Here is a 21,632-nt window from a genome sequence, read left to right on the forward strand (position 1 = left end):
TACAGATGCAGATTCGACAGGAAAAAGCGGATCAGATGGAGCGGGCTGGCGCATGGGTCGATATTCAGATCGATACAGAGGGTTTCCATTGCGCCGCTTTGATCTAGAGTCATGGGCGCCGCGCCAAGAACAACAAAAATACAGGAGTGAAACCATGTCCGATTTGAACCTGCACCCCAACGCCGCCGAATCCCTGAACCGCTGGCACGAGATGATCCGCACCGGCAACCTCAAGGCCCTGCCAGAGCTTCTCGATCCCAACGCGGTGTTTCGCTCACCGATGGCGCATACCCCCTACCCCGGTGCGCCGGTGGTCTCGATGATCCTCAATACCGTGTTCAATGTGTTCGAAGACTTCAAATACCACCGTGAACTGGCGACAGCCGATGGCCTTAATGTGGTGCTGGAGTTCAGCGCCAAAGTCGGCGCAAAAGAGCTCAAGGGCATCGACATGATCCGTTTCGATGAACAGGGCAAGATCGTCGAGTTCGAGGTGATGGTGCGGCCGCTCAGCGGGTTGCAGGCGTTGGGTGAAGAGATGGGACGGCGGCTTGGTGCCTATCTGGCGGCCGCCAAGGCCTGAATTCCGGACACAAAAAAGCCCACTGACCGTCACCGGTTCAGTGGGCTTTGTGTGTCAGGCGTCTGGTTACAGAGCCATGTCACGTGCAGCGCTTTCTTTCGGAGCCGGGGCTTTTTCAGCCGAGGCGTCCGCCGCCGGGGCTGCAACCTGACCAATCACCGGAGGGGTTGGCAGTTGCAGGATCTTGGCGGTGTAGGCCCACTCTTCAGCCACTTTGGCTGGATCGTTGTTCAGCTGGGTGCCGTAGCTTGGAACGATCTGGTGCAGCTTGGCTTGCCACTCAGGGCTGGCGACTTTGTCTTTGAAGACTTTCTGCAGCACGCTCAGCATGATCGGTGCAGCGGTCGATGCGCCTGGGGATGCTCCCAGCAGACCGGCGATGGAGCCGTCCTTGGATGCAACGATTTCGGTGCCCAGTTTCAGCACGCCGCCAGCGGCTTCATCACGCTTGATGATTTGCACGCGCTGGCCGGCTTGCCACAGGCGCCAGTCTTCGGCTTTGGCGTTCGGGAAGTATTCCTTCAGCGCGTTCAGACGGTCTTCATCCGACAGCATCAGTTGACCGGCCAGGTACTCGACCAGCGGGTATTCCTTGATGCCGACCCGGGTCATAGGCCAGATGTTGTGGGTGGTGGTGCTGGTCAGCAGGTCCAGGTACGAACCTTCTTTCAGGAACTTGGTGCTGAAAGTCGCGAACGGGCCAAACAGGATGACGCGCTTGCCGTCCAGGACACGGGTGTCCAGGTGCGGAACGGACATCGGAGGCGCGCCAACCGAAGCTTTACCGTAAGCCTTGGCCAGGTGCTGTTCGGCGATGGCCGGGTTATCGGTCACCAGGAACGAGCCGCCTACCGGGAAGCCAGCGTATTCCTTGGCTTCTTCGATACCCGACTTCTGCAGCAGGTGCAGGGCACCGCCGCCGGCGCCGATGAACACGAACTTGGCATCGGTTTCAGTCTTGGTGCCGTCTTTCAGGTTCTTGTAGCTGACGCGCCAGGTGCCATCGGCATTCTTGGTGATGTCTTGCACTTCGCTCGACAGCTTCAAGTTGAAGTTAGGCTTGGTCTGCAGGTAACCGGCGAACTGGCGGGTGATTTCGCCGAAGTTCATGTCGGTACCCAGCGGGCTCCAGGTGGCCGCGATTTTCTGGTTCGGGTCACGCCCTTCCATCATCAGCGGAACCCACTTCTTGATCACAGCCGGGTCTTCGGAGTACTGCATGCCGGCGAACAGCGGGCTCGCTTGCAGGGCTTCGTAGCGCTTTTTCAGGAACTTGATGTTGTCATCGCCCCACACGAAGCTCATGTGCGGAGTGGTGTTGATGAACGAACGAGGGTCCTTCAGGACGCCTTGACGAACCTGCCAGGCCCAGAACTGACGGGAGACCTGGAACGCTTCGTTGATCTCGACGGCTTTCGGGATGGTGACATTGCCCTTGTCGTCTTCCGGCGTGTAGTTCAACTCGGCGAGCGCCGAGTGCCCGGTACCGGCGTTGTTCCAGCCGTTGGAGCTTTCCAAGGCGACGCCGTCGAGGCGCTCGACCATTTCCATCGACCAGGTCGGTTCCAGCTCATTGATCCACACACCCAGGGTGGTGCTCATGATGCCGCCGCCGATCAGCAGAACGTCGACTTTCTTTGCTTCTTCGGCATTGGCGGAAGACATCCCCATCGCCAAAGCCAGCCCCAGCAAGGCTGTGTTCACTTTCTTAAACATCTGTTGCACCTATGATAAAACGCCTTCCGCCCGCCGCTGTTGTACGTATGAGGTCCCCTCTTTCGCGACACTCAGGCCAGCGTCGCGGGTTCCGGCACACTTCAATTTTGACGGGTGGGCACACAAGGCCGACAGGCTGCGTCGACCTCAGTTATATGTCCCTTCTGAACTGACTTCTTATCATTATTGGCTTCAGCTACTTGAGCGACAGGGGTTCTGTCTGGCCCGCCGAGAAGCGCGCCAGACTGAATGGGGTCAAAACAAGTGGCGCGAAGAATATCACGTCATGGCAAACCCGCGCGTCTGTTCGCGACCGGATAGTTTTCCATTGGATCCTCAAGCGCTTTCAAACCCCGTCCTGTTCCTGATAAGTTGTACGACGACTGACAAATAATCCAGTCGTTCCGAAACCTACAACAACAAGGAATCCTCATGAACAAAAGCAAAGTGCTACTCGGTCTTTTCTGTGTTTTCAGCGGCTACGTCGCCGCCGCCCCGGCGGAACAGGACGTCGCCCAGGCCGTCGACCATCTGACCCAGGCGATGCTGCACAAGGACATCGCCGAGCTGAACGCCCTGACTGCCGACAACCTCACCTACGGCCACTCCAGCGGCAAGATCCAGGACAAGAAAGCCTTCATTGCCGATATCGAAACCGGCAAGAGCGCGTTCAAGACCCTGGAGATGCAAAACCAGACCATCACCCTGTCCGGGGACACCGCGCTGGTGCGCCATCACTTTTCGGCGCAAGCACTGAAAGGCACCGAGGTCGTGCCGACGGAAATCGAGAATTTCCAGATCTGGCAGAAGCAGTCCGGCAAATGGCTGCTGGTGGGGCGTCAGGCGTACAAGTTCTGAAGCATGAGCTCTGCCGCTGACAAGGCGGCAGAGCCTGCTCTCACAACCTGAACCGATCCACCGACTGCGCCAGCCGCCCCGCCAGACTCGACAGTTCATCCGTGGTACTGGCCGTCTGGCCGATGACCTTGCTGTTGCCCTCCGACATGCCCGCGATCATCTCTACCTGATGGGCGATCTCGTTGCTCGCCTGGCTCTGTTCGCCGATGGTGCGGGTGATGTCGTTGACCAGTTGCGTGGTACTGAGGGTGGCGTCGAGGATTTCGCGGATCGCGCGTTCGACGTCGGCGGTGACCGCCATGCCCTTGTCGACCTGGGCCACACCGGCCTCCATGCTGCTGACCGCCTCGCGGGTGCTGTTCTGGATGCGCGCGACCATCGCGGCGATTTCCTGGGTCGAAGCGCTGGTGCGCGCAGCCAGGTTGCGCACCTCATCGGCCACCACCGCAAAGCCTCTGCCCTGCTCGCCCGCCCGGGCGGCCTCGATGGCTGCGTTGAGTGCCAGCAGATTGGTCTGGTCGGCGATGCTTTTGATCACCTGAATGATATTGAAGATGCCTTCGGATTCCTGATCCAGGGTGCGGATCACCTGTGCCGATTGCTGGGCGGAACGGGCGATGTCGTCCATATCGCTGACCACTTGATGGATCACCTGCCCGCCGTTTTTCGCCAGTGATTCGGCCTGGCTGGCCATGTTCAAAGCACGCTCGGCGTGACGGGTGATTTCCTCGATGCTGGCGGTCATCTGGCTCGCGGCAGCTGCCATGGTGCCGGCGGCGGTGCTTTGCTGCTGGCTGCTGTCGGCCACCTGATGGCAGCCGTGGCTCAGTTGTTCGCTCATGCCGCTGACGCCGTGGGCGTTGCTTCGCACCACACCGATCATGTCTCGCAGGTCGCGCTGCATGGTTGCCAGCGTGCGGATCAGCGCACTGGCTTCGTCCTTGCCGGACGGTTCGGCGATCGGTTCGCTGAGGTTCCCGTGGGCGATGCTTTCGGCGATGCGACTGGCGGACTTCAGCGGCCCCATGATGCTCAGGATCACCCAGCGGCCCTGGGCCAACAGCAGCAACAGACTGGCGATCAAAACGATGCCGAGTGCGACATTGGCATTGTGGATCGCCGCTTCGGTGCCTTCGCTGGTCTGCCGGGTATTGGTTTCGATCAGCTCGCTGAGAGCGGCCATCTGTTCTTCGAGCTGGCTGAACGCGGTATTGAAGGTCCCCAGTTGCTGCTGGGCGCTGTCCGGGTTTTCCAGTGCAAGGCCGACGATCTGCTCGCCGGCGCTGATGTAGGTGTCGAGGCTTGGCTTGATCTGCTCGAGCGCGGACTTGATCGTGGGATTGACCGGCAGCTTGAGGTTTTCACCCAGCACCTCGCGAAAATGCGCCGCATGCTCTTCGACCGAGCTGCGCACCTCGTCCGCCGAACTGGTGCTTTTGCCCAGCCCCACCAGCATTGCCGAATACACATCGGCACGCAGGGCGTCATGCATCATGTCGGCTTCCATGTGATTGCGCAGCGCGCTCATGCTGACCGCGTTGTCACTGACCGCCGAAGCCATCCGCTGATTGCCGACGTAACTGACCAGACTCACGATCAACGCCGTCAGCAGGCTGGTCGCAATCAGCAACACCAAACGCAGTTTGATCGACACCGTGATTTCCTCCCAGGCTGCGCCACGCGGCGCCTTTCAACGCTTCAGTTAAGCCTATTTACGTGAATCCGCGGCTTTAGAGCGTCGCAGGGTATGTCGTTACATTCGGTAAAAACGCGGACTGTGCGATGGTTCTCGTTCTACGGCCACTACCGCCCGGCATGGCGCATGGAACTCCCGGGCTGTCCGGCACCTCTCACATTATGTGGTAATTCCTTTTCGCTTTACGCTGCTGGAGGAACACCGTCATGCGCCGTTTATTACTCGTTTCGTCTCTTATGCTGTGCCTGCCTTTCGGTTCGGCATTCGCCCGCGTGGATGCGGGAGATGTGGCTACTTCAGCGGGGGTTTCCGCGTCGCTGTACTCGACCTTCAAGGATCACAAAATGGTGATTCCGGCCCGTGACGACTTGTCCGCATTCGTCGCCAGCGGCGGAACGATCCGTGGCGTGTACCTGGAATCGGTACTGCAGCAGGTGCGTCAGGACAATCCCGGCCTGAACGCCAGCGATGAAGAGCTGGCCAACGCCATTCTGGTTCACTACGAAGGTCTGTCGCAGTAACCACGGCACGTTCGATGATGGTGGCTGACGGACTTGCCACCGTTACGCCCTGCCGATGGACGGCTGGTGAACGACCATGGGCAAAACCGTCGAACGGCCTCTATGATGGAGGCCATGACGATTTCCGCCTCCCTTCGCTCCCCTTGCCCGCCGGGTCTGTGCATCTGCGGGCGTGATCCGCTGCTGGATACGCCCGGCGCGGATGTGCGCATCCTGCTGCTGACCCGCGAGGAAGAAAAGCGTCTGCTCGAGCGTCTGGAAAACCTCAAGGACCTCGCCGACCTAGAGCGGCTGCAAGGCAAGATGTTCGATCAGCTAGGCATTCGTGTGGTGATCGCGCCGAAGTTCGGTGAAGTGCGGACTGTGCGAGGCGGCATCGAAATCGAGGTCGAGGAGCTTCCGGGGCTTTGTCGCAAAACCCGAAAAACCATCCCCGCCGCCATCCGCCGTGGCCTGGAAAACAATCCTCAAGTCGCCTTCGATCTGCTCAACGCCCACGACTTGTTGCGCGGCACCTGATCATTTCTTCATGCCCACCCGCTTGCGCATCTCGGCCGTGATGCTCTGTCGGGTTTTCTTGATGTCCGCCCAGGGTTCATCGCCTACTTCCGCGAGCCGTTCGTGAACGTTGCGCACGTTCCATTGATCGGCGCCCTTGATCTCGCCGACTTCTTCCCGAAACAGCGGCACCGACACCGGCAGCCCTTCACGGGTGCGCGCTGCGTAGGCGCAAATGGTAGTGGCGCCCAGCCCGTTGCGCAGGTAATCGATGAAGATCCGCCCCACACGGTTTTTGGGCCCGGACACCGCAGAAAAACGCTCCGGCAACAATTTCGCCATGTGCGTGACGATGGCGTGGCTGAAATCCTTGACCTCGTCCCAGCCATGCTTGCGGGTCAACGGCACCACCAGATGAATGCCCTTGCCACCGCTGGTCTTGAGAAACGCCTTGAGGCCCAACTCGTCCAGCACGGTCAGGGTCAGCGCCGTGGCTTCGACCATGCTTTTCCACGGCAGCGCCGGGTCCGGGTCGAGGTCGAGGACAAAGCGGTCGGGCTTGTCCAGATCGGTGGTGGTAGCGTTCCAGGTGTGCAGTTCGACCATGCTCATCTGCACCGCGCCGATCAAGGCTTCGGCGTTGTTGATCAGCATCACCGGCTGGCCGGTCAGTTCCTTGTCCAGCGTGCGGATGCCGGGGATCGCCAGGTTCTCAGCGTTCTTCTGGAAGAACAGCTCACCGGCGATGCCATCCGGCGCACGTACCAGCGCCACCGGGCGGTCCTTGAGCTGCGGCAGAATCCATTCGGCGACGCTGGCGTAATACTCGGCCAGCTGCATCTTGGTGGTGCCACTGCTGGCATCGATCACCCGGTCGGGATGAGTGATCCGCACCTTGCCGTCGGCCAAGCCGGATTGCGACGGCGCGGTAGATTCAGTCTTTGAAATCTTCATGGGTCTGGCGCGCTCCTCGGTGATGTCCTTGGCCGGTTTGTCCTCGCGCAAGCCATGGAACACGGCGTGACGCACCGAGCCGTCCTGGGTCATTTCGGCGAACGCCACTTCCGCCAGCAGACTCGGTTTGAGCCAGTGCACACCCTTGGCCTCGAAACCGCTGGGCGGATTGATCACCGCCGGTTTCTTCACCTTCAATGGCTTGAGCTGCGCGAGGATGCTCTTGAGGGTGGTTTCATTGAATCCGGTGCCGACCTTGCCGGCGTACCGCAACTCGCCACTGTCACGATCATGCAAGCCCAGCAACAGTGCGCCGAACGAACTGCGCGCGCCTTTCGGATCGGTATAGCCGACGATCACGAATTCCTGGCGATGCTTGCACTTGAGCTTGATCCAGTCGCTGCTGCGGCGCGACACGTAAGGCGAGCCGAGGCGTTTACCGATCAGGCCTTCCATGCGCATCTGACAGGCGCTGTTGAGCAAGGCCTGCGGGGTTTCGTCGAACGCTTCGGAGAAACGCAGCAGCGGGTCTTGATGAGTTTTCAGAACGGTGACCAGTGCTGCGCGCCGCTCCTCCACGGGCACCTCGCGCAGGTCGACACCGTTCAGATACGGCAGATCAAACAGGTAATAGACGATGTTTTCGCTGCGTCCGGAATCGAACGCGTTTTGCAGGGCCTGAAAATCAGGCACGCCGTCGGCGTCGGCGACCACCATCTCACCATCCAGCCACGCCGACTCCAGGCCCAGCGCCGCGAGGGCTTGCGCCTGTTTCGGCAATTTGTGCGTCCAGTCATGTCCATTGCGGGTGAACAACTGCACCTCGTCCTGATCAATGCGCGCCATGATCCGATAACCGTCGAACTTGATTTCGTATTGCCAATCGCCCTCCGGCGCACTCTCTACCAGCGTGGCGAGCTGAGGCTTTAGCTGCGCGGGAATTTTGGCCTTGTGCGCCCCGGTGAGCTTGCCCGAGGCCGACTTGCGCGGTGCTTTCGCCGGGCCTTGAAGGGGTTTGACCTGCTTGGCACTGAGCTGGGGCTTGTCGACGATCGTGCGCTCGCTGAGCACACTGTCGGGCTCGGCGACCAGCACGTCGTAATCGCCTTGCGGGCGTGCGGCGCTGTCCTGATGCTTGATCAGAAACCACTGCTCTTTCTTGCCCGGCATGTGGGTGCGCACCAGGTTCCACACCCCGGCAAGCTTCTCGCCGCGCAGTTCGAATTTGAGCTTGCCCTTGGCGTAGGCTTTCTCCGGGTCTTCCAGCGGAATCCACACGCCGCGATCCCAGACGATCACATCGCCGGCACCGTAATGCCCTTCGGGAATGCTGCCCTCGAACGTCGCATAGTCCAGCGGATGGTCTTCGACATGCACCGCCAGCCGCTTGACCTTGGGATCCAGCGACGGGCCCTTGGGCACCGCCCAGCTCTTGAGCGCGCCGTCGAGTTCCAGGCGAAAGTCGTAATGCAGGTGCGAGGCATCGTGCTTTTGAATGCAGAACTGCAGGGCGTGGTCGCCGGCGGATTTCTTGCCCCGACGTCGTTCAGCCGCCGGTTCAGAGGTCGCCGAAAAGTCGCGCATCCGGTTGTAGTCGTCGAGATTCCTGCTCATCCTGCACCTGCCTTGTTTCAACCTGTTCGAGTCACCGTCAGCGCGACCACGGCAATCCGGTCGACGCGCTGATAGCCGGGATTCAGCAACTCTTCGCCGAACACATCGGGATCGAGTTCGCGGTAGGTCCAGCCGAAGCGTTTTTCATCCAGCCGTGGCAATACCGTGTCGAGGAAAGGATCGCGGCCATCGACCATCGCCACACCGGTGTAGAGCAGCAGCGAGCCGCCGGGGGTCAGGTGATTGAGCGCCTGTTCGACGATGCGCAGCGACAGGCCCGCCCCCAGCGTCCCACCGCCATGGCGGTAAGCTCGTCCGGCCGGATCGGCCATGTACGGCGGGTTGGCGACGATCAGGTCGAATTCACCGTCCACGCCTTGCAGTACATCACTGGCGCGCACCTCGACGTTGGCCACTTCGGCCAGCGCCGCGTTGATCGTGGTCAGGCGCAGCGCGGCGGGGTTGATATCCACCGCCAGCACTTGCGCTTCGCGCCGGGCACGGCCAATCAGGATCGCGCCGACTCCGGCGCCGCAACCGATGTCCACCGCACGGTGGATCGGCGCAAAGTTCTGCTGCAAATGGCTGTGAATCAGTTGGGCAAAGCGATAGGTGTCCGGGCCGAAGAACACTGAGTCGGCGGCATCGGTGGGGAATCCGGAATGCACGAACAGCAAGTCATCCAGGCTCGACCAGCGCACCCGGCTCTTCAAGCGCCCGTCGAACGCATCAATCACCTGGGCGTCCTGCAATTGTCGCTGTTCATCGGCAGACAGCAGGCCGGGTTCGAACGGACGCGACCATCCGAACACATCCCGCAGGCCATCGGCGGCCTGTCCTTCGTCGCGCTGGTTGACCCGTTGATGAGTCAGCGGAGTCGGGGTGATGAAACGATAGCCGTCGGCCTGCAAGCGCCGCCCCAGTTGCAGCAGCACCAAATCGTTGGCAGACAGTTGTTCTTCCTGATTCATTGATGATTTCCTTAACGCAGGCCGGATTTGAGTTGGATGAAACGGCGAGTGGCGAGCAGCCCGGCCGGATGCGCATGGCGTGCCGGGGCGAGCCAGGGGATCAACGTTGTGATTTTGCTGTGAGCATTCTGCCCTTGCAGTGCCGCATTCAGGCGCTGCACATCGGGGTCCTGTTCGGGCACCTCGATCGGCGCGGGGACCGAGGGGCGGCGGCGGAACGCGACGGGTTTGTCCGAAGAAATCCAGTCACCGGCAATCCAGTCATGCACCAGTTGTTTTTCATAGGCGCTGAACACGCCAAACATCGCCGCACCATCGCCATCGATCAATTGCCAGAAGCGGCTGTTCTGTGGATCTTCGTGGCGCTTGATCCAGCCCTTGTCCTGCATGGCCTGCAGGAACCCGGAGAGCTGCTGCGGATCGGCCAGCCACTGATTGACAGTCTTGCCTTCGAATCGGCAATAGTCGGAGTGCATGTGTTGCGCGAACGGACACTTGCGTTCAAGCATCGCCAACAACTCGCGCTCCAGGTCGAAGCCCTCGATGATTGCGCGGCTGCCCTGCCCCAGATCATTGAGTCGATAGCCCAGCGATACCCGGCGCAGGAAATCGCTGCGATCGGCTTCCAGAGGCAACAGATCCAGGACGGCCTGAACGGCTTTTTGCGCATGGCCGGTGCTGGCGTTGTCGATGGTCACGTGCAGGGTGAAATAGTACGGATCAATCCCCAGTTCGCTGAGCTCGTAACTGCTGATCAGCAGGTGCAAGGGCAACTGTTCGTAGCCAAGGTTGTAACCGATCACCTCCGGGAGAAAATCCATGCCGCAGGCACCCAGGGCCAATTGCAGCGCGCCTTGCAGGTAGCGTTCGTCGGGCAGTGGACTGCTGGGCTCGAGGCCCTGTTCGGCTAGCAGCTGGCGGTAGATCACGACGTGGTTCTGCGCCGGATTGCCCTCGCCCAGTTCTTCCAGATAAGTGCTGATCAGGCTGCTGAAGCGCGGATCGCGCCACTGTCCGAGCAAGCCGTAGAGCCAGGCGCCATCAACCAGCTTGGTCGGCGCCACCGCTTGCAGGAAATACTGCGCATGAGCCTTGCAACTGAAGAACTGCCGTGCGCCTCCAGCCTTGCGTTGTTGCAGGTAGTCGGCGTATTGCCGGGCGACATCGGCGCAGTGCTCGGCCACCCAGGCATGCCACTGCGTGGGGTCCGATGGCAGTTCTTCCTTCAACTGCGCGGCTTGCAGCAGTTGATCTTCCAGAAAGGCGCGCGCCAGTGGCTGCGGATGTTCGTCGGCTAAAAGCGCTTCATGGATACGCCGCAACTCACCCGAAGAGTCGAGCGGTCGCGATGTGGCGGGGGCAGCTTGCAGGTGAGTCAGGACAGTCATGGCAATATTCTCGATCGATTGGCAGGACGCTCAGTCACTCGCCTCTAATGCAGCAGAGAGGCTTGGCGCGTCAAAAATTCAATCGGCTTGAAAATTGCCCTGACGGACGGAGCCTTCGGCTCGCTCCTTGCTTGAACAGAGCGGTCGAAGGCTGTGGGATGAGAGGGTCAGGCCGTGCCTTTGGCCTGCTGTTCCAAGTGAACCTGCAACTCGGGGTCAATCTGCAACGCCGCCGCCAGTTCATCCAGATAATTGCGCTCGGCGTCCTGCTGATCGTCCACCAGCATCACGCTGGCCAGGTACATCTCGGCGGCCATGGCTGGATCGTTCTGCGCCGCCTGCGCCACTTCGGTGGGATCCAGCGGTTTGGCGACCTCGTCGTCGAGCCATTGCTGCAGGTTCGGGTCATCGGTGTGCTTGCCGATTTCGCTGCTGATGAGGTGTTTTTCCGAGTCGTCGATCCGCCCGTCAGCCTTGGCTGCCGCGATCAGCGCCCGCAGAACGGCGTGGCTGTGTTCTTCGACTTGCGGGCCGGACAGCAGGTCTGCGGTTTGCGGCGTTTGCTGCGGCGCGGCGGACGTCTGGCTGCGTTGCCAGGCCTGATACGCCTGGAACGCCATCATGCCCAGCGAGGCCAGCGCCGCGTAATTAGTGCCGCCGGAACGACGCTGCGTGCCGCCACCCAGCGCGCCGCCACCGCCGAGCAATCCGCCAAGCAGCCCGCCCAGGCCACCCAGTCCGCCAGCCGGAGATCCACCCCCGGAAACACCGCCACCGCCCAGCAAACCACCGAGCAGCCCGCCCAGTCCCCCACCGGCCGACGCGCCACCTGGTTGTCCCGCCGAGGCCTGGCCTCGCAGCAGTTGTTCGAGCAGATCGCTGGTGTTCATGACGTCGTCCTCAGGCAAAGGGGTATGACTGCGTCAGGCAACGATAGCCCTCCTGATGCGTTGCGCCAGCACCGTTGGGCTGACGTGGCCATGGGCGAGTGATTCTCCAGAGAAATTTTTCCCCGGCCAGCTAATCTTCACGAATGGGTGAACCTTGACCCGGCCCGACCGGTCGATAGCTGCAACCCCGACCCGGTTGGTCGCCGCCCTTGCTGCCCAAGGGTTTACGCGGCTTGCTGCACTTTCTGGAGAACGCCTTCGTGATATCGACCGTCCACATCGCCAGGCTCAAGGCCTGGGGCGCCCATGGTTTCACCGCGACCGGCGTGGTCACCGCCTTCCTGGCCACCCTTGCCCTGCTGGAAAACCAGCCGATCCACTGCCTGATGTGGCTGGGCGTGGCGCTGATCGTCGACGGCCTCGACGGGGCGCTGGCGCGCAAGGTCAACGTGCAGTCGGTGCTGCCGAGTTTCGACGGATCGATCCTCGATCTGGTGATCGATTACCTGACCTACGTGTTCATTCCGGCACTGTTCATCTATCGCTACATTCCCCTGCCCGACTACACCCTGCTGCTGACCGTGTCGCTGATTCTGGTGTCGTCGCTGTTCTGCTTCTGCAACGTCAATATGAAGAGCAAGGACAACTACTTCGTCGGTTTCCCCGCTGCGTGGAACGTGGTTGCCTTGTGCCTGTACATCATCGATCCGGGGCCATGGATCACCTTCCTGACGGTGATTGGCCTGGCGCTGCTGACCGTGACCCGGATGAAGTTTTTGCACCCGTTCCGGGTACGCCGGTTCATGCCGATCAACATTGCCGTGACGGCGATCTGGTTGCTGTGCAGTCTGTCGCTGGTGCTGAACCACCCGGCAATCAACCCGCTGGTGATGGGCCTGTGGCTGCTGGCGTCGGCATACTTTCTCGGCATCTGCATCTGGCGCACGGCGCTGGAGTGGTTTGACGGTGCGCATCTGAAATAGAAGCCCTGTCGCAATCCCTGTGGGAGCGAGCAAGCTCGCTCCCACGATGGTTTCAGCGCTTGGTGATGACGACCTCCAGATATTCACTCGGCACCACCATCGATTCCGCTCCCGCCCGGTTCAACCCGTCGATCAGTAGCGTCAGATCCGCCTCCAGCGCCTGCCCGCTCTCAGGCGGCAACGCCGCGAACGCCTTGTGCACCGGGCCGTACCAATGGCGAAACACATCAATAAAGTGCGCCGCCGAGCGATAGCGGAAGTTGAAGTGGCGGCGGGTCACCTGGACCTGGAACTGGCGATCATCGAAGTTCGAATGCAGCCAGGCTTCCGCGCCCCAGTTCGAGGGCGGCTGCGCACCGGGTGGCGGTGGCAGATAGCGCCCGAGGGTCTTGAACATCTGGCCGACGAAGCCTTCCGGCGTCCAGTTGGCCAGGCCGATCCGTCCGCCCCGGCGACAGACCCGCGCCAGCTCCTTGGCCGCTTTCGCCTGATCCGGGGCGAACATCACGCCGAAGGTCGACAGCACTGCGTCGAAACTGGAATCGGCAAACGGCAGCGCTTCGGCATCGGCAACCTGAAAGGTCACGTCCAGATGCTCGGCGCGCGCCCGGTCCTGCCCGCGTTCCAGCAGCGCCGCGACATAGTCGGTGGACGTCACCAGACAACCCCGGCGCGCCGCCGCCAGCGTGGCATTGCCGTTACCGGCAGCAACGTCCAGCACTTCTTCATCGCAGCGCAGGTCGCAGGCTTCGGCGAGGGTTTCGCCGACGATCTGCAGCGTGGTGCCGATCAAGGCATAGTCGCCACTGGCCCAGGCGACTTTCTGACGTTCCTTCAGGGCAGTGAGATCAATGGGGGTACTCATGAATGGGTGCTCCACGGCAGAAGGGTCAAGCGTCACTCGGCGGTCGTCGGGTCGATGATGCTCGTCACCCGGGACACGCTGTTGGCCGGAAATCCCCCACGCCTGGCGTGTTCGCGCACCAGTTCCTCGTTGGGTGCGATGTACACGCAATAAATCTTGTCGGCAGTCACATAACTCTGCAGCCACTGCACCTCTGGGCCGAGTTCACGCAGTACGTTGCAGGACGTTTGCGATACGGCCTTGAGTTCTTGCTCCGATAGCTTTCCGGCTCCTGGAATCTCGCGTTCAATCACGAACTTCGGCATGGCAACCTCGCTTTCTTTTTATCAGTGACAAGGCCGGCATCGACCCTGCTCCGCCACTATCGCGCGGGCGCTGGCCGGCGTCCCTGTCAATCGTCCGGAGAGCCCATAAAACCGGGCGTTGGCCGATGAATGGCGGGATTTTGTAAAGGCCTCGAAACAGATACGGGAAAAGCGAAACGGCCCGGGAAGATTTACCCCGGACCATTCGCTTTCATTGATCAGGCCGCAGGCGCCTTGGCCTCTTTGAGCAGTTGCTGAATCATCTGCTCCTGCGCCTGATAACTGCCTTCACCAAAGTGGGTGTAACGCACCTGCCCCTTGGCGTCGACCAGGTAATGCGCCGGCCAGTACTGGTTATCGAAGTTGCGCCAGATCGCGTAGTTGTTGTCGATGGCCACCGGGTAGGTGATGCCGAGCTTGTGCACCTGATCCTTGACGTTGTCGATGATCCGCTCGTAACCGTATTCCGGGGTGTGCACACCGATCACCACCAGACCGTCCTTGCCGTACTTCTTCTCCCACTCCTTCACGTACGGCAGGGTGTGCTGGCAGTTGATGCAGTCGTAGGTCCAGAAGTCCACCAGCACCACTTTGCCGCGCAGGGAATCGGCCGTCAGTTCCGGCGAATTCAACCATTGCACTGCGCCGGACAGCGACGGCATCGCGCCTTTGCTCGCCTCGTCTTCGGTCGAGTCTGCACGGACTTTGCTGACGAAGTAGTCCACCACTTTCGGCACGTTCTCCAGCACGCTTTTCTCGACCGATGCCACGCCTTGTGACGAGGTGTTGGCCAGCAGCACGTTGTCGGCACCGGTGGCGATCACCGCCGCCGTCGCCAGCACCGCAACACCCGCACCACGGCGGAACCAGCCGGTGAACGGAATCGACGGCTTCAGCCGATTGACCAGGCCGCGACCGGCGAAGATCAGCGTCCCCAGCGACAACGCACTGCCCACCCCGTAGGCCAGCAGCAACAGGCTGGTCTGAGCGTTGGCGCCTTGCAGCATGGCGCCGGTGAGGATCACACCGAGGATCGGACCGGCGCACGGCGCCCACAGCAGACCGGTGGCGACACCGATCATGATCGACGCCATGGGCCCGGTCTTTTTCCGGGCGTCGGGGTCGAGGCGATTGCCCAGCAGCACTAAGGGCCGCGTCAGCCAGTCACCGATACGGGCGGAAATCAGCGACAGCGCAAACAGCACCATCACCGCCAGCGCAATGTGGCGACCGGTGTTGCTGGCCTGAATCACCCACTCGCTGCTGACCACCGCCAGGCTGGAGATCAGGGCAAAGGTCAGGGCCATGCCGCCGAGGGTCAGCAGGATCGAAGAACGGGTGCGGTCGGCACCGGCGAACAGAAACGGCACCACCGGCAGGATGCACGGACTGAGGACAGTCAACAGACCGCCCAGGAAAGCGATGAGAAACATGAGGTTCACCTTTTGAATGAGGGGTGGTCTGTTGAGTGGTTCGGGGGGCGCCCGTTACGGGCAGCCCCCTTCAATCCTCAAGCCGTCTGGCTGTCCAGCCATTGGCTTTGCGGCGTGCGGCTGGCACCGTTCTCGGCCAGCGTCTGGCCTTGCGGCGTACGGCTGGAACCGTCGGCGGCCAGTGTCTGGCCCTGTGGCGTGCGGCTGGAGCCGTCGGCAGCCAGTGTTTGGCCTTGTGGTGTGCGGCTGGCGCCGTCGGCGGCGATCAGGCCGTCGCTGCCCGGCTTGGCCACCGGAGCCAGTTGGAAGCAGGTGCTGCTGCCACAGGTGTTCTGTTCGACGGCAGCGTTGGCATGGGCCGCGACGCCGGCGAGGGAGAAGGCAACAGCGGTCAGATAGCGCGATACGTTGTTCATGGCGTTGTTCCTTTTATAGAGGTGGGTAATCAGTTGTCTTCGTTGCAGCCGTCGGCGAATTTGCGGTAGTCGAGCACCTGGGTCTTGCCGGCCGAGTCGAGGTAGGTCAGGCGGGCGTCGACGATGCCGCAGGTCATCGAGTTGTCCTGTTTCAGCGACACGACTTTCTGGATGTCCAGGTGGCTGCCGTAGGAGTAGGTTTGCGGGGTGACATCGGCTTCGGCGCGGGCCGACAGGGTGCAGACGTTCAAAGCGGCAAACAGGCAAGCGGCAGCGATCGATTTGGTCTTGGTGTTCATGGCGTTTTCCTCGGGGCTTCAATGGTTGAATCGTTGACTGGGCCGAGGCGTTCTGTGTGTGCCTCGATGGAGCTCATTTAAAGCTCGCGAGGTATCGCGCATGTGTCGGCAAATGCCGTGTATAAATCGCTACGTATCCGCGCGCGCCCGGGATACACAGCGATACAAAACCCTGTAAAAATCCGCTTTTTGCGTCGGCATGTATCCGTCACAGCGCTGGATACACTGCAATACAAAGGCAGGCAGGCGGCCTCGCGCAGGCTCGATAGACTGCCCGGCAATCCCCTTTGATTGAGGTTTGGCCCCATGGAACATGTCGATCACATCCTGATCGTCGACGACGACCGCGAGATTCGCGAACTGGTCGGCAATTACCTGAAGAAGAACGGCCTGCGCACCACGGTGGTTGCCGATGGCCGGCAGATGCGCAGTTTTCTGGAAGCCAATACCGTCGACCTGATCGTGCTCGACATCATGATGCCCGGCGACGATGGCCTGCTGCTGTGCCGCGAATTGCGCTCGGGCAAACACAAGGCCACACCGATCCTGATGCTGACCGCGCGCAATGATGAAACCGACCGCATCCTCGGCCTGGAAATGGGCGCCGACGACTACCTGACCAAACCCTTCGCCGCCCGCGAACTGTTGGCGCGGATCAATGCCGTGCTGCGCCGCACCCGGATGCTGCCGCCGAACCTGGTGGTGACCGAAAGCGGTCGGCTGCTGGCGTTCGGTCGCTGGCAGCTCGACACCTCCGCCCGGCATCTGCTGGACAAGGACGGCACCATGGTCGCGCTGAGTGGCGCGGAATACCGTCTGTTGCGGGTGTTCCTCGACCATCCGCAACGGGTGTTGAGCCGCGATCAATTGCTGAATCTGACCCAGGGCCGTGACGCCGATCTGTTCGACCGCTCCATCGATCTGCTGGTCAGCCGTCTGCGCCAACGCCTGCTGGATGACGCCCGTGAACCGGCCTACATCAAGACCGTGCGCAGCGAAGGCTATGTGTTCTCGCTGCCGGTCGAAGTCCTCGGAGCACCCGCATGAATGTCGCCCTGCGCTGGCCGCGCACCCTCGCCTCCCGCTTGTCGCTGATTTTCCTGATCGGGCTGATCCTCGCTCAGGCGCTGTCGTTCGGCGCGCAATATTACGAGCGCTACGAAAGCGCGAAAAACACCATGCTCGGCAACCTCGAAACCGACGTCTCGACCTCGATTGCCATTCTTGATCGTCTGCCCGCCGAAGAACGCCCGATGTGGCTCAAACGCCTGGCGCGCAAGAACTACGGTTATCTGCTGAGCGAAGGCGAACCGGGCACGCCGCTGGACCCGCAGGACGTGCCGATTGCCGTCACCTCGATTACCGACGCAATTGGCGAGGCCTATCCGCTGACGTTCACCGATATTCCCGGCCCGATAAAACACTTTCAAGGCCACCTGCGCCTGAGCGACGGCAGCCCGGTGACCATCGATGTGCGCCCGTCGATGGTGCCGCTGTCGCCGTGGCTGCCGGTGGTGTTACTCGGGCAACTGGCGCTGATGCTCGCCTGCACCTGGCTGGCGGTGCGTATCGCCATCCGCCCCCTCACCCGTCTCGCCAACGCGGTGGAAACCCTCGATCCCAACGCCCACCCGATCAACCTCGACGAAAAAGGCCCGAACGAAGTGGCTTACGCCGCCCGCGCTTTCAACTCGATGCAGGCGCGCATCGCCGCGTACCTGAAAGAACGCATGCAACTGCTGGCGGCGATTTCCCACGACCTGCAAACCCCGATCACTCGCATGAAGCTGCGGGCGGAGTTCATGGACGATTCGGCCGAGAAAGACAAACTGTGGAACGACCTCGGTGAGATGGAGCATCTGGTGCGCGAAGGTGTGGCCTACGCCCGCAGCATCCACGGCTCGACTGAAGAAAGCCGACGCACCAATCTGGATTCGTTCCTCGACAGCCTGGTGTTCGACTATCAGGACATGGGCAAGGAAGTGCAGTTGAGCGGCAAGAGTGAGGCGGTCATCGATACCCGTCCCCACGCGTTGCGCCGGGTGCTGGTCAACCTGACCGACAACGCGCTGAAGTTCGCCGGCGCTGCCGAGCTGCTGATTCAACGCGACAGGAACGAACTGTCGATCAAGGTCATGGATCGCGGCCCGGGCATCGCCGAAGAAGAGCTGGCCCAGGTGATGGAGCCTTTCTACCGCGTGGAAAACTCGCGCAACCGCAGCACCGGCGGCACCGGGCTGGGGCTGGCGATCGCCCAGCAACTGGCGCTGGCGCTGGGCGGTTCGCTGACGCTGAGCAATCGCGACGGTGGCGGGTTGTGTGCGGAGCTGAAACTGCCATTGAGCTGAGCACCAGCGGTCGCTACTGTCAGATCTGACAGTAGCCGGCCAGGCAGAATTATTGTGGGATGACACCTCGCTCAGCCGTCGCGTGGTGAACCATGTCTCTGCTCGATTCTGTCACTCAAGCCTGTCGGCGGCTCGCGCCGGGCGGCTGGCACTCGCTGATGCTGGCTCATGGTCTGGATATTCTCGCCGTACCGCTCAAGGACGAACTGCTCAAACCGCTGCGTGTCGAACGGTCCGTTCCCGGTTTTGAAGACTTTTGCCCGGCCGGCAATCGGGCGATCGAACCTGCCCGGCCTGCTCAAAGCCTGCTCTTCCATGCGCTGGCGTCGCCGAGGGTCACGCGCGATGCAAGTGGTCAGCCCCTGCAAACCTATCCAACCCCTGTCGAGATCCGGGCTGTTCTGAACTACGTCTTCGGCGTCCGTCCACCCTCGCTCAAGGATTTGCAGCGAAAGGCCCAGGGCGAACCGCTGGCCGTGGCAGTGTTTGCCAGCGAGTACCGTTGCGCCCCCGACACGGTGCATGGTGAGCACGCCGATCTGTGTTACTCGCGCAGCGGTATTGCGCGTGTGGGCAATGCCAGCGCCCTGTACGCCCCCGAGCTGCGCTGCTTCTTGCCGTTCGTTCAGGACGACCCCTATGGCATTCGCATAATGCCGGTGCATTACAGCGCCTATATCGCCGTGCAACGCCAAGGAAATCACGAACAGTTCGGCCCGATGGATGCTCAGCCAGACGTCGATCCCGCACTGAAATTCTGGGTGCCGATGCACAAGCTGTTCGATGGCAAGGAATGCCTTGCGGGACTGGATCTGGAGGTGAAATTCAAAGCTTTTCATATCAATGAAAAGATTCGCCACATCCATCTGCGTCACAGCGACACCGGCTGGCAAGAACCGGATATTTCCCAATACCCCTTTGTCATCACCGATGGTCTGGCAACGCTGGAGGTGGAGCGAGGATCGGGGTCGAGTCTACTGCTGGCCCGGCCCAGACCCCGGCTCGCCGAGCAGGCCTGTTACCGGGGCCAGTTGTTGTCATTCACGATGCCCAGGGACTCGGGGGGCATGATCCATGGTCGGTCAATGCTGCACGACAATGGCACCATCGAAGATCTGAACCACCGCGAGGGTGTCGCCGAGCTGGTGAGGCAAGGCGGCTATCGCGCCCTGCACTATCGGGACGGCACGGCCGACGGTTATATCCGTGCGCGCTGCCCGTCGCTTGGGCATCTGCAGTCGATTCCTGCCTATTCGATCATTGCCACCCCGGATTTCTTTCCGTTTTGCCACCCACGGCGCCTGATGCACTGGGCCAGCCAGGTGCCAGCCTTCACCGGCTCGAGCATCTGGCATGCCCGACTGCAGGCGTTATCGAATGTGCGTTATTGCGCCAACCTGACACTCGCGGGTCAGCCGTTCTCCCCGGAGGATCGGGGAGTCACCGCGATTGTCGGCTTGCCGCGCAAGTCGGTCTCATGGCCGCTGACCGGCGCGCACCCTGTCGGCATCGACCGTCCTTCCACATTGCCGGACGGCGAAGCCGGACTTTTCGCCCCGGGTTGGGGGGTAGGCCGAGTGCGTGAGCAAAGCCCGGACGGTAGCTGGATCGACCATCTCGCCGGTTACCAGATGGCCAGTCCTTTTCCCGAGGACGCCAGAATCTGCGCAGCACTGGGCTCTTTCTGGCCAGGCCTGGCACCCGACTCCGCGAGCACTTTCGAGCCCCGCTCCAGCCTGCACACCATTATCCCGTTGACCGATGCGGAAACCGGAAGAAGCGCCGTCGCCTGGGACAACCAACCACCCGCGCAGCTGATCCAGCATCAGGGCCGGACGTTCGTCCGCTATCGCGCCTACGAATACAGCGATTACACACAAGTCGCCCTTGAAAACAGATTCTCCCTGCAGCAGACCGGCGCAATCACCCAGCAGGAATATCAAGACCGGGTGCTCTCGATGTACCGCGTGTACAACGTACTCGGTGCGGGAACCGACAAGGCCTTGCGTAATACGTGGCCGTTGCTGTCCTTCATCCAGGTGCAGCGACCCGATCCGGAATTGGAATCGGCGCAACAGCAGGTCGGCATCGTGTTGCGCGGTTGGGTCTTTCGCTTCCTGATGTACGAACGCGGCGTCATGAGCATCCCTGCCGAAGACTTCAAATGGAGGGATGTGCAGGTCAAACAACAAGTGCGACTGTTCGTCTGCGCCGAAACGATACTGGTCAAATACGAAAATGCTGCGTGGCAACTCGCCCCTGAAGCCCTTTGATGTCGTGGTGATCGGTGGCGGTCCGGCGGGATCGGCGGCAGCGATCGGTTGCGCACAACGCGGTCTGCACGTGGCAATGATCGAGCGTCAGGAATTCCCGCGATTTCGCCCCGGTGAGAGCCTGCATCCAGGCATCGAACCCGTGTTGGCGCAACTGGGCGTCGCCGGACAACTGTGTGTGCAGGATGCGCTGCGTTTCAACGGGCACTGGGTGCAATGGAACGGGCCGCTGCGCTTCAACGGCTTCGGCAGTGACGACAAGGGTTCATGGCGAGGCTTTCAGATTCCCCGGGCAAAGCTGGACACAGCGTTATTGCAGCACGCCGCAGCGCTGGGGGTGATGGTGCACCAGCCGTGTCGCGCTCTCGCCGTCCTTGGCGAGAAGAGTCGCGTGAGCGGTGTCATAACCGATTCAGGCCCGTTGCACGCCGACTATGTGATCGATGCCAGCGGCGCGTCAGCCTGGCTGCATCGACAGCTGGGATTGACCATCCGCCGCTGTTCGCCACGCCTGATTGCCCGCTACGGTTACGTCCGGGGTTGTCCACTCGCTTATCGGCACGCACCGCACTTGTCAGCAGTTCCCGGTGGATGGACGTGGATCGCAAACGTGCAGGCGCAATTGACGCACTGGACGCATCTGGCCTTCGACGCGCCGAACCTGCGCCGCCCGGCGATTCCAGAGCAGCTGCAACACTTGCCCACGCAAGGCGCCACCCACGGCGCCGATGTAACGTGGCGGATCAGCACGGCAGTCGCCGGTAACGGCTACTTCATGGTCGGTGACGCGGCCAGTCAGCTTGACCCGGCGTCTTCCCATGGCGTGCTCAAGGCCTTGATGACCGGCATGCAGGCCGCGCAGGTGGTGTCCGACTGCATCGGGCAACCCTCTGTGCAATCGTCGGCTCAGAGGCAATACAGCCAATGGCTGGGCGACTGGTTCGAGAAAGACATGGAACAACTGCGTCGCTTCTATCGCCTTCATCCTGATCCGCCACGCTGGCTGCAACCTCATGTCTGA

20 protein-coding genes and 1 pseudogene are annotated in these 21,632 nt (G+C 61.4%); 9 read left to right on the forward strand and 12 right to left on the reverse strand.

All coding sequences use genetic code 11. The annotated features are described in order from the left end of the window. Positions 1 to 154: 154 nt before the first annotated feature. The gene (locus ACTJK7_RS23245) at positions 155 to 583 is read left to right on the forward strand and encodes a nuclear transport factor 2 family protein (protein ID WP_108561056.1); all 429 of its coding nucleotides are present in this window, start codon (positions 155 to 157) and stop codon (positions 581 to 583) included. Between the two features lie 66 nt (positions 584 to 649). Here ACTJK7_RS23245 and mqo read toward each other — a convergent pair whose 3' ends face one another. Next, positions 650 to 2,299: a malate dehydrogenase (quinone) gene (gene mqo, locus ACTJK7_RS23250; protein WP_064595368.1), complete on the reverse strand. Its 1,650-nt coding sequence runs from the start codon at positions 2,297 to 2,299 to the stop codon at positions 650 to 652. Positions 2,300 to 2,731: 432 nt separating this feature from the next. Between mqo and ACTJK7_RS23255 the strand changes: the two genes are divergently transcribed. Beyond that, the gene (locus tag ACTJK7_RS23255) at positions 2,732 to 3,157 is read left to right on the forward strand and encodes a nuclear transport factor 2 family protein (protein WP_064382349.1); all 426 of its coding nucleotides are present in this window, start codon (positions 2,732 to 2,734) and stop codon (positions 3,155 to 3,157) included. Positions 3,158 to 3,197: 40 nt separating this feature from the next. On the opposite strand, the gene ACTJK7_RS23260 is transcribed toward ACTJK7_RS23255, so the two are convergent. Both ACTJK7_RS23260 and ACTJK7_RS23265 read right to left on the reverse strand, forming a co-directional pair. Continuing rightward, positions 3,198 to 4,061, reverse strand: coding sequence for a methyl-accepting chemotaxis protein (locus tag ACTJK7_RS23260; protein ID WP_440780685.1), 864 nt, complete (start codon positions 4,059 to 4,061; stop codon positions 3,198 to 3,200). After that, a pseudogene (locus ACTJK7_RS23265) lies at positions 4,053 to 4,811 on the reverse strand (MCP four helix bundle domain-containing protein); the annotation flags it as partial. The pseudogene ACTJK7_RS23265 and the gene ACTJK7_RS23260, both read right to left, overlap by 9 nt. A gap of 248 nt (positions 4,812 to 5,059) precedes the next feature. Here ACTJK7_RS23265 and ACTJK7_RS23270 point away from each other — a divergent pair. Beyond that, positions 5,060 to 5,374 carry a DUF2388 domain-containing protein gene (locus ACTJK7_RS23270; protein WP_039770957.1) on the forward strand — a complete coding sequence of 105 codons (315 nt, stop codon included), beginning with the start codon at positions 5,060 to 5,062 and terminating at the stop codon, positions 5,372 to 5,374. A gap of 114 nt (positions 5,375 to 5,488) precedes the next feature. Then, positions 5,489 to 5,893: a hypothetical protein gene (locus ACTJK7_RS23275; RefSeq protein WP_199913011.1), complete on the forward strand. Its 405-nt coding sequence runs from the start codon at positions 5,489 to 5,491 to the stop codon at positions 5,891 to 5,893. Here the strand turns inward: ACTJK7_RS23275 and ligD are convergent, their stop codons facing one another. From ligD to ACTJK7_RS23295, 4 genes are all read right to left on the reverse strand, one after another. Then, positions 5,894 to 8,440 (reverse strand): DNA ligase D, encoded by a 2,547-nt coding sequence (gene ligD, locus ACTJK7_RS23280; protein WP_440780672.1) that lies wholly within the window; start codon positions 8,438 to 8,440, stop codon positions 5,894 to 5,896. Positions 8,441 to 8,457: 17 nt separating this feature from the next. Beyond that, positions 8,458 to 9,411: a methyltransferase gene (locus tag ACTJK7_RS23285; RefSeq protein ID WP_064382354.1), complete on the reverse strand. Its 954-nt coding sequence runs from the start codon at positions 9,409 to 9,411 to the stop codon at positions 8,458 to 8,460. Positions 9,412 to 9,422: 11 nt separating this feature from the next. Beyond that, positions 9,423 to 10,799, reverse strand: coding sequence for an iron-containing redox enzyme family protein (locus ACTJK7_RS23290; protein WP_108561043.1), 1,377 nt, complete (start codon positions 10,797 to 10,799; stop codon positions 9,423 to 9,425). 167 nt (positions 10,800 to 10,966) lie between these two features. Beyond that, the gene (locus ACTJK7_RS23295) at positions 10,967 to 11,689 is read right to left on the reverse strand and encodes a tellurite resistance TerB family protein (protein WP_108561040.1); all 723 of its coding nucleotides are present in this window, start codon (positions 11,687 to 11,689) and stop codon (positions 10,967 to 10,969) included. A 260-nt stretch (positions 11,690 to 11,949) separates the two neighbouring features. Here ACTJK7_RS23295 and pcsA point away from each other — a divergent pair, with 260 nt between their 5' ends. Next, positions 11,950 to 12,672, forward strand: a complete 723-nt coding sequence (pcsA, locus tag ACTJK7_RS23300; RefSeq protein ID WP_108563663.1) for a phosphatidylcholine synthase — start codon at positions 11,950 to 11,952, stop codon at positions 12,670 to 12,672. A gap of 52 nt (positions 12,673 to 12,724) precedes the next feature. Here pcsA and ACTJK7_RS23305 read toward each other — a convergent pair whose 3' ends face one another. The 5 genes from ACTJK7_RS23305 to ACTJK7_RS23325 all read right to left on the reverse strand — a co-directional run bounded on the left by ACTJK7_RS23305 (position 12,725) and on the right by ACTJK7_RS23325 (position 15,990). After that, on the reverse strand, positions 12,725 to 13,537 hold the full coding sequence (locus ACTJK7_RS23305; protein WP_064382357.1) for a class I SAM-dependent methyltransferase: 813 nt from the start codon (positions 13,535 to 13,537) through the stop codon (positions 12,725 to 12,727). Between the two features lie 32 nt (positions 13,538 to 13,569). Further along, a complete protein-coding gene (locus tag ACTJK7_RS23310) occupies positions 13,570 to 13,842 on the reverse strand; it encodes a DUF4242 domain-containing protein (protein WP_064382358.1) in 273 nt (90 codons plus the stop codon). Positions 13,843 to 14,060: 218 nt separating this feature from the next. Then, positions 14,061 to 15,275 carry a cytochrome c biogenesis protein DipZ gene (locus tag ACTJK7_RS23315; protein WP_108561037.1) on the reverse strand — a complete coding sequence of 405 codons (1,215 nt, stop codon included), beginning with the start codon at positions 15,273 to 15,275 and terminating at the stop codon, positions 14,061 to 14,063. Between the two features lie 77 nt (positions 15,276 to 15,352). Beyond that, complete coding sequence (locus ACTJK7_RS23320; protein WP_108561034.1) at positions 15,353 to 15,691, reverse strand: hypothetical protein; 339 nt, start codon at positions 15,689 to 15,691, stop codon at positions 15,353 to 15,355. A gap of 29 nt (positions 15,692 to 15,720) precedes the next feature. Then, positions 15,721 to 15,990, reverse strand: a complete 270-nt coding sequence (locus tag ACTJK7_RS23325) for a DUF2790 domain-containing protein (protein ID WP_323151412.1) — start codon at positions 15,988 to 15,990, stop codon at positions 15,721 to 15,723. Positions 15,991 to 16,296: 306 nt separating this feature from the next. Between ACTJK7_RS23325 and ACTJK7_RS23330 the strand changes: the two genes are divergently transcribed. The 4 genes from ACTJK7_RS23330 to ACTJK7_RS23345 all read left to right on the forward strand — a co-directional run bounded on the left by ACTJK7_RS23330 (position 16,297) and on the right by ACTJK7_RS23345 (position 21,632). Continuing rightward, positions 16,297 to 17,037 carry a response regulator gene (locus ACTJK7_RS23330; RefSeq protein WP_011333526.1) on the forward strand — a complete coding sequence of 247 codons (741 nt, stop codon included), beginning with the start codon at positions 16,297 to 16,299 and terminating at the stop codon, positions 17,035 to 17,037. Continuing rightward, positions 17,034 to 18,338 carry an ATP-binding protein gene (locus ACTJK7_RS23335; protein ID WP_085655694.1) on the forward strand — a complete coding sequence of 435 codons (1,305 nt, stop codon included), beginning with the start codon at positions 17,034 to 17,036 and terminating at the stop codon, positions 18,336 to 18,338. The genes ACTJK7_RS23330 and ACTJK7_RS23335 overlap by 4 nt, the downstream gene beginning before the upstream one ends. 92 nt (positions 18,339 to 18,430) lie before the next feature. After that, positions 18,431 to 20,611, forward strand: coding sequence for a hypothetical protein (locus tag ACTJK7_RS23340; protein WP_440780673.1), 2,181 nt, complete (start codon positions 18,431 to 18,433; stop codon positions 20,609 to 20,611). Beyond that, entirely contained in the window at positions 20,577 to 21,632 is a 1,056-nt protein-coding gene (locus ACTJK7_RS23345) for an NAD(P)/FAD-dependent oxidoreductase (RefSeq protein WP_440780674.1), read from the forward strand. Before ACTJK7_RS23340 ends, ACTJK7_RS23345 begins: the two co-directional genes overlap by 35 nt.

Origin of the sequence: Pseudomonas sp. 22085 (genome assembly GCF_052045815.1) — a bacterium.
Lineage (GTDB): Bacteria > Pseudomonadota > Gammaproteobacteria > Pseudomonadales > Pseudomonadaceae > Aquipseudomonas > Aquipseudomonas glycinae.

Bases quoted from the DNA above. Each gene is read 5' to 3' on its own strand.
- ACTJK7_RS23245 (WP_108561056.1), top strand. From the start codon at position 155: ATGTCCGATTTGAACCTGCACCCCAACGCCGCCGAATCCCTGAACCGC.
- mqo (WP_064595368.1), bottom strand. From the start codon at position 2,299: ATGTTTAAGAAAGTGAACACAGCCTTGCTGGGGCTGGCTTTGGCGATG.
- ACTJK7_RS23255 (WP_064382349.1), top strand. From the start codon at position 2,732: ATGAACAAAAGCAAAGTGCTACTCGGTCTTTTCTGTGTTTTCAGCGGC.
- ACTJK7_RS23260 (WP_440780685.1), bottom strand. From the start codon at position 4,061: ATGCAGCGCGACCTGCGAGACATGATCGGTGTGGTGCGAAGCAACGCC.
- ACTJK7_RS23270 (WP_039770957.1), top strand. From the start codon at position 5,060: ATGCGCCGTTTATTACTCGTTTCGTCTCTTATGCTGTGCCTGCCTTTC.
- ACTJK7_RS23275 (WP_199913011.1), top strand. From the start codon at position 5,489: ATGACGATTTCCGCCTCCCTTCGCTCCCCTTGCCCGCCGGGTCTGTGC.
- ligD (WP_440780672.1), bottom strand. From the start codon at position 8,440: ATGAGCAGGAATCTCGACGACTACAACCGGATGCGCGACTTTTCGGCG.
- ACTJK7_RS23285 (WP_064382354.1), bottom strand. From the start codon at position 9,411: ATGAATCAGGAAGAACAACTGTCTGCCAACGATTTGGTGCTGCTGCAA.
- ACTJK7_RS23290 (WP_108561043.1), bottom strand. From the start codon at position 10,799: ATGACTGTCCTGACTCACCTGCAAGCTGCCCCCGCCACATCGCGACCG.
- ACTJK7_RS23295 (WP_108561040.1), bottom strand. From the start codon at position 11,689: ATGAACACCAGCGATCTGCTCGAACAACTGCTGCGAGGCCAGGCCTCG.
- ACTJK7_RS23305 (WP_064382357.1), bottom strand. From the start codon at position 13,537: ATGAGTACCCCCATTGATCTCACTGCCCTGAAGGAACGTCAGAAAGTC.
- ACTJK7_RS23310 (WP_064382358.1), bottom strand. From the start codon at position 13,842: ATGCCGAAGTTCGTGATTGAACGCGAGATTCCAGGAGCCGGAAAGCTA.
- ACTJK7_RS23315 (WP_108561037.1), bottom strand. From the start codon at position 15,275: ATGTTTCTCATCGCTTTCCTGGGCGGTCTGTTGACTGTCCTCAGTCCG.
- ACTJK7_RS23320 (WP_108561034.1), bottom strand. From the start codon at position 15,691: ATGAACAACGTATCGCGCTATCTGACCGCTGTTGCCTTCTCCCTCGCC.
- ACTJK7_RS23325 (WP_323151412.1), bottom strand. From the start codon at position 15,990: ATGAACACCAAGACCAAATCGATCGCTGCCGCTTGCCTGTTTGCCGCT.
- ACTJK7_RS23330 (WP_011333526.1), top strand. From the start codon at position 16,297: ATGGAACATGTCGATCACATCCTGATCGTCGACGACGACCGCGAGATT.
- ACTJK7_RS23335 (WP_085655694.1), top strand. From the start codon at position 17,034: ATGAATGTCGCCCTGCGCTGGCCGCGCACCCTCGCCTCCCGCTTGTCG.
- ACTJK7_RS23340 (WP_440780673.1), top strand. From the start codon at position 18,431: ATGTCTCTGCTCGATTCTGTCACTCAAGCCTGTCGGCGGCTCGCGCCG.
- ACTJK7_RS23345 (WP_440780674.1), top strand. From the start codon at position 20,577: ATGCTGCGTGGCAACTCGCCCCTGAAGCCCTTTGATGTCGTGGTGATC.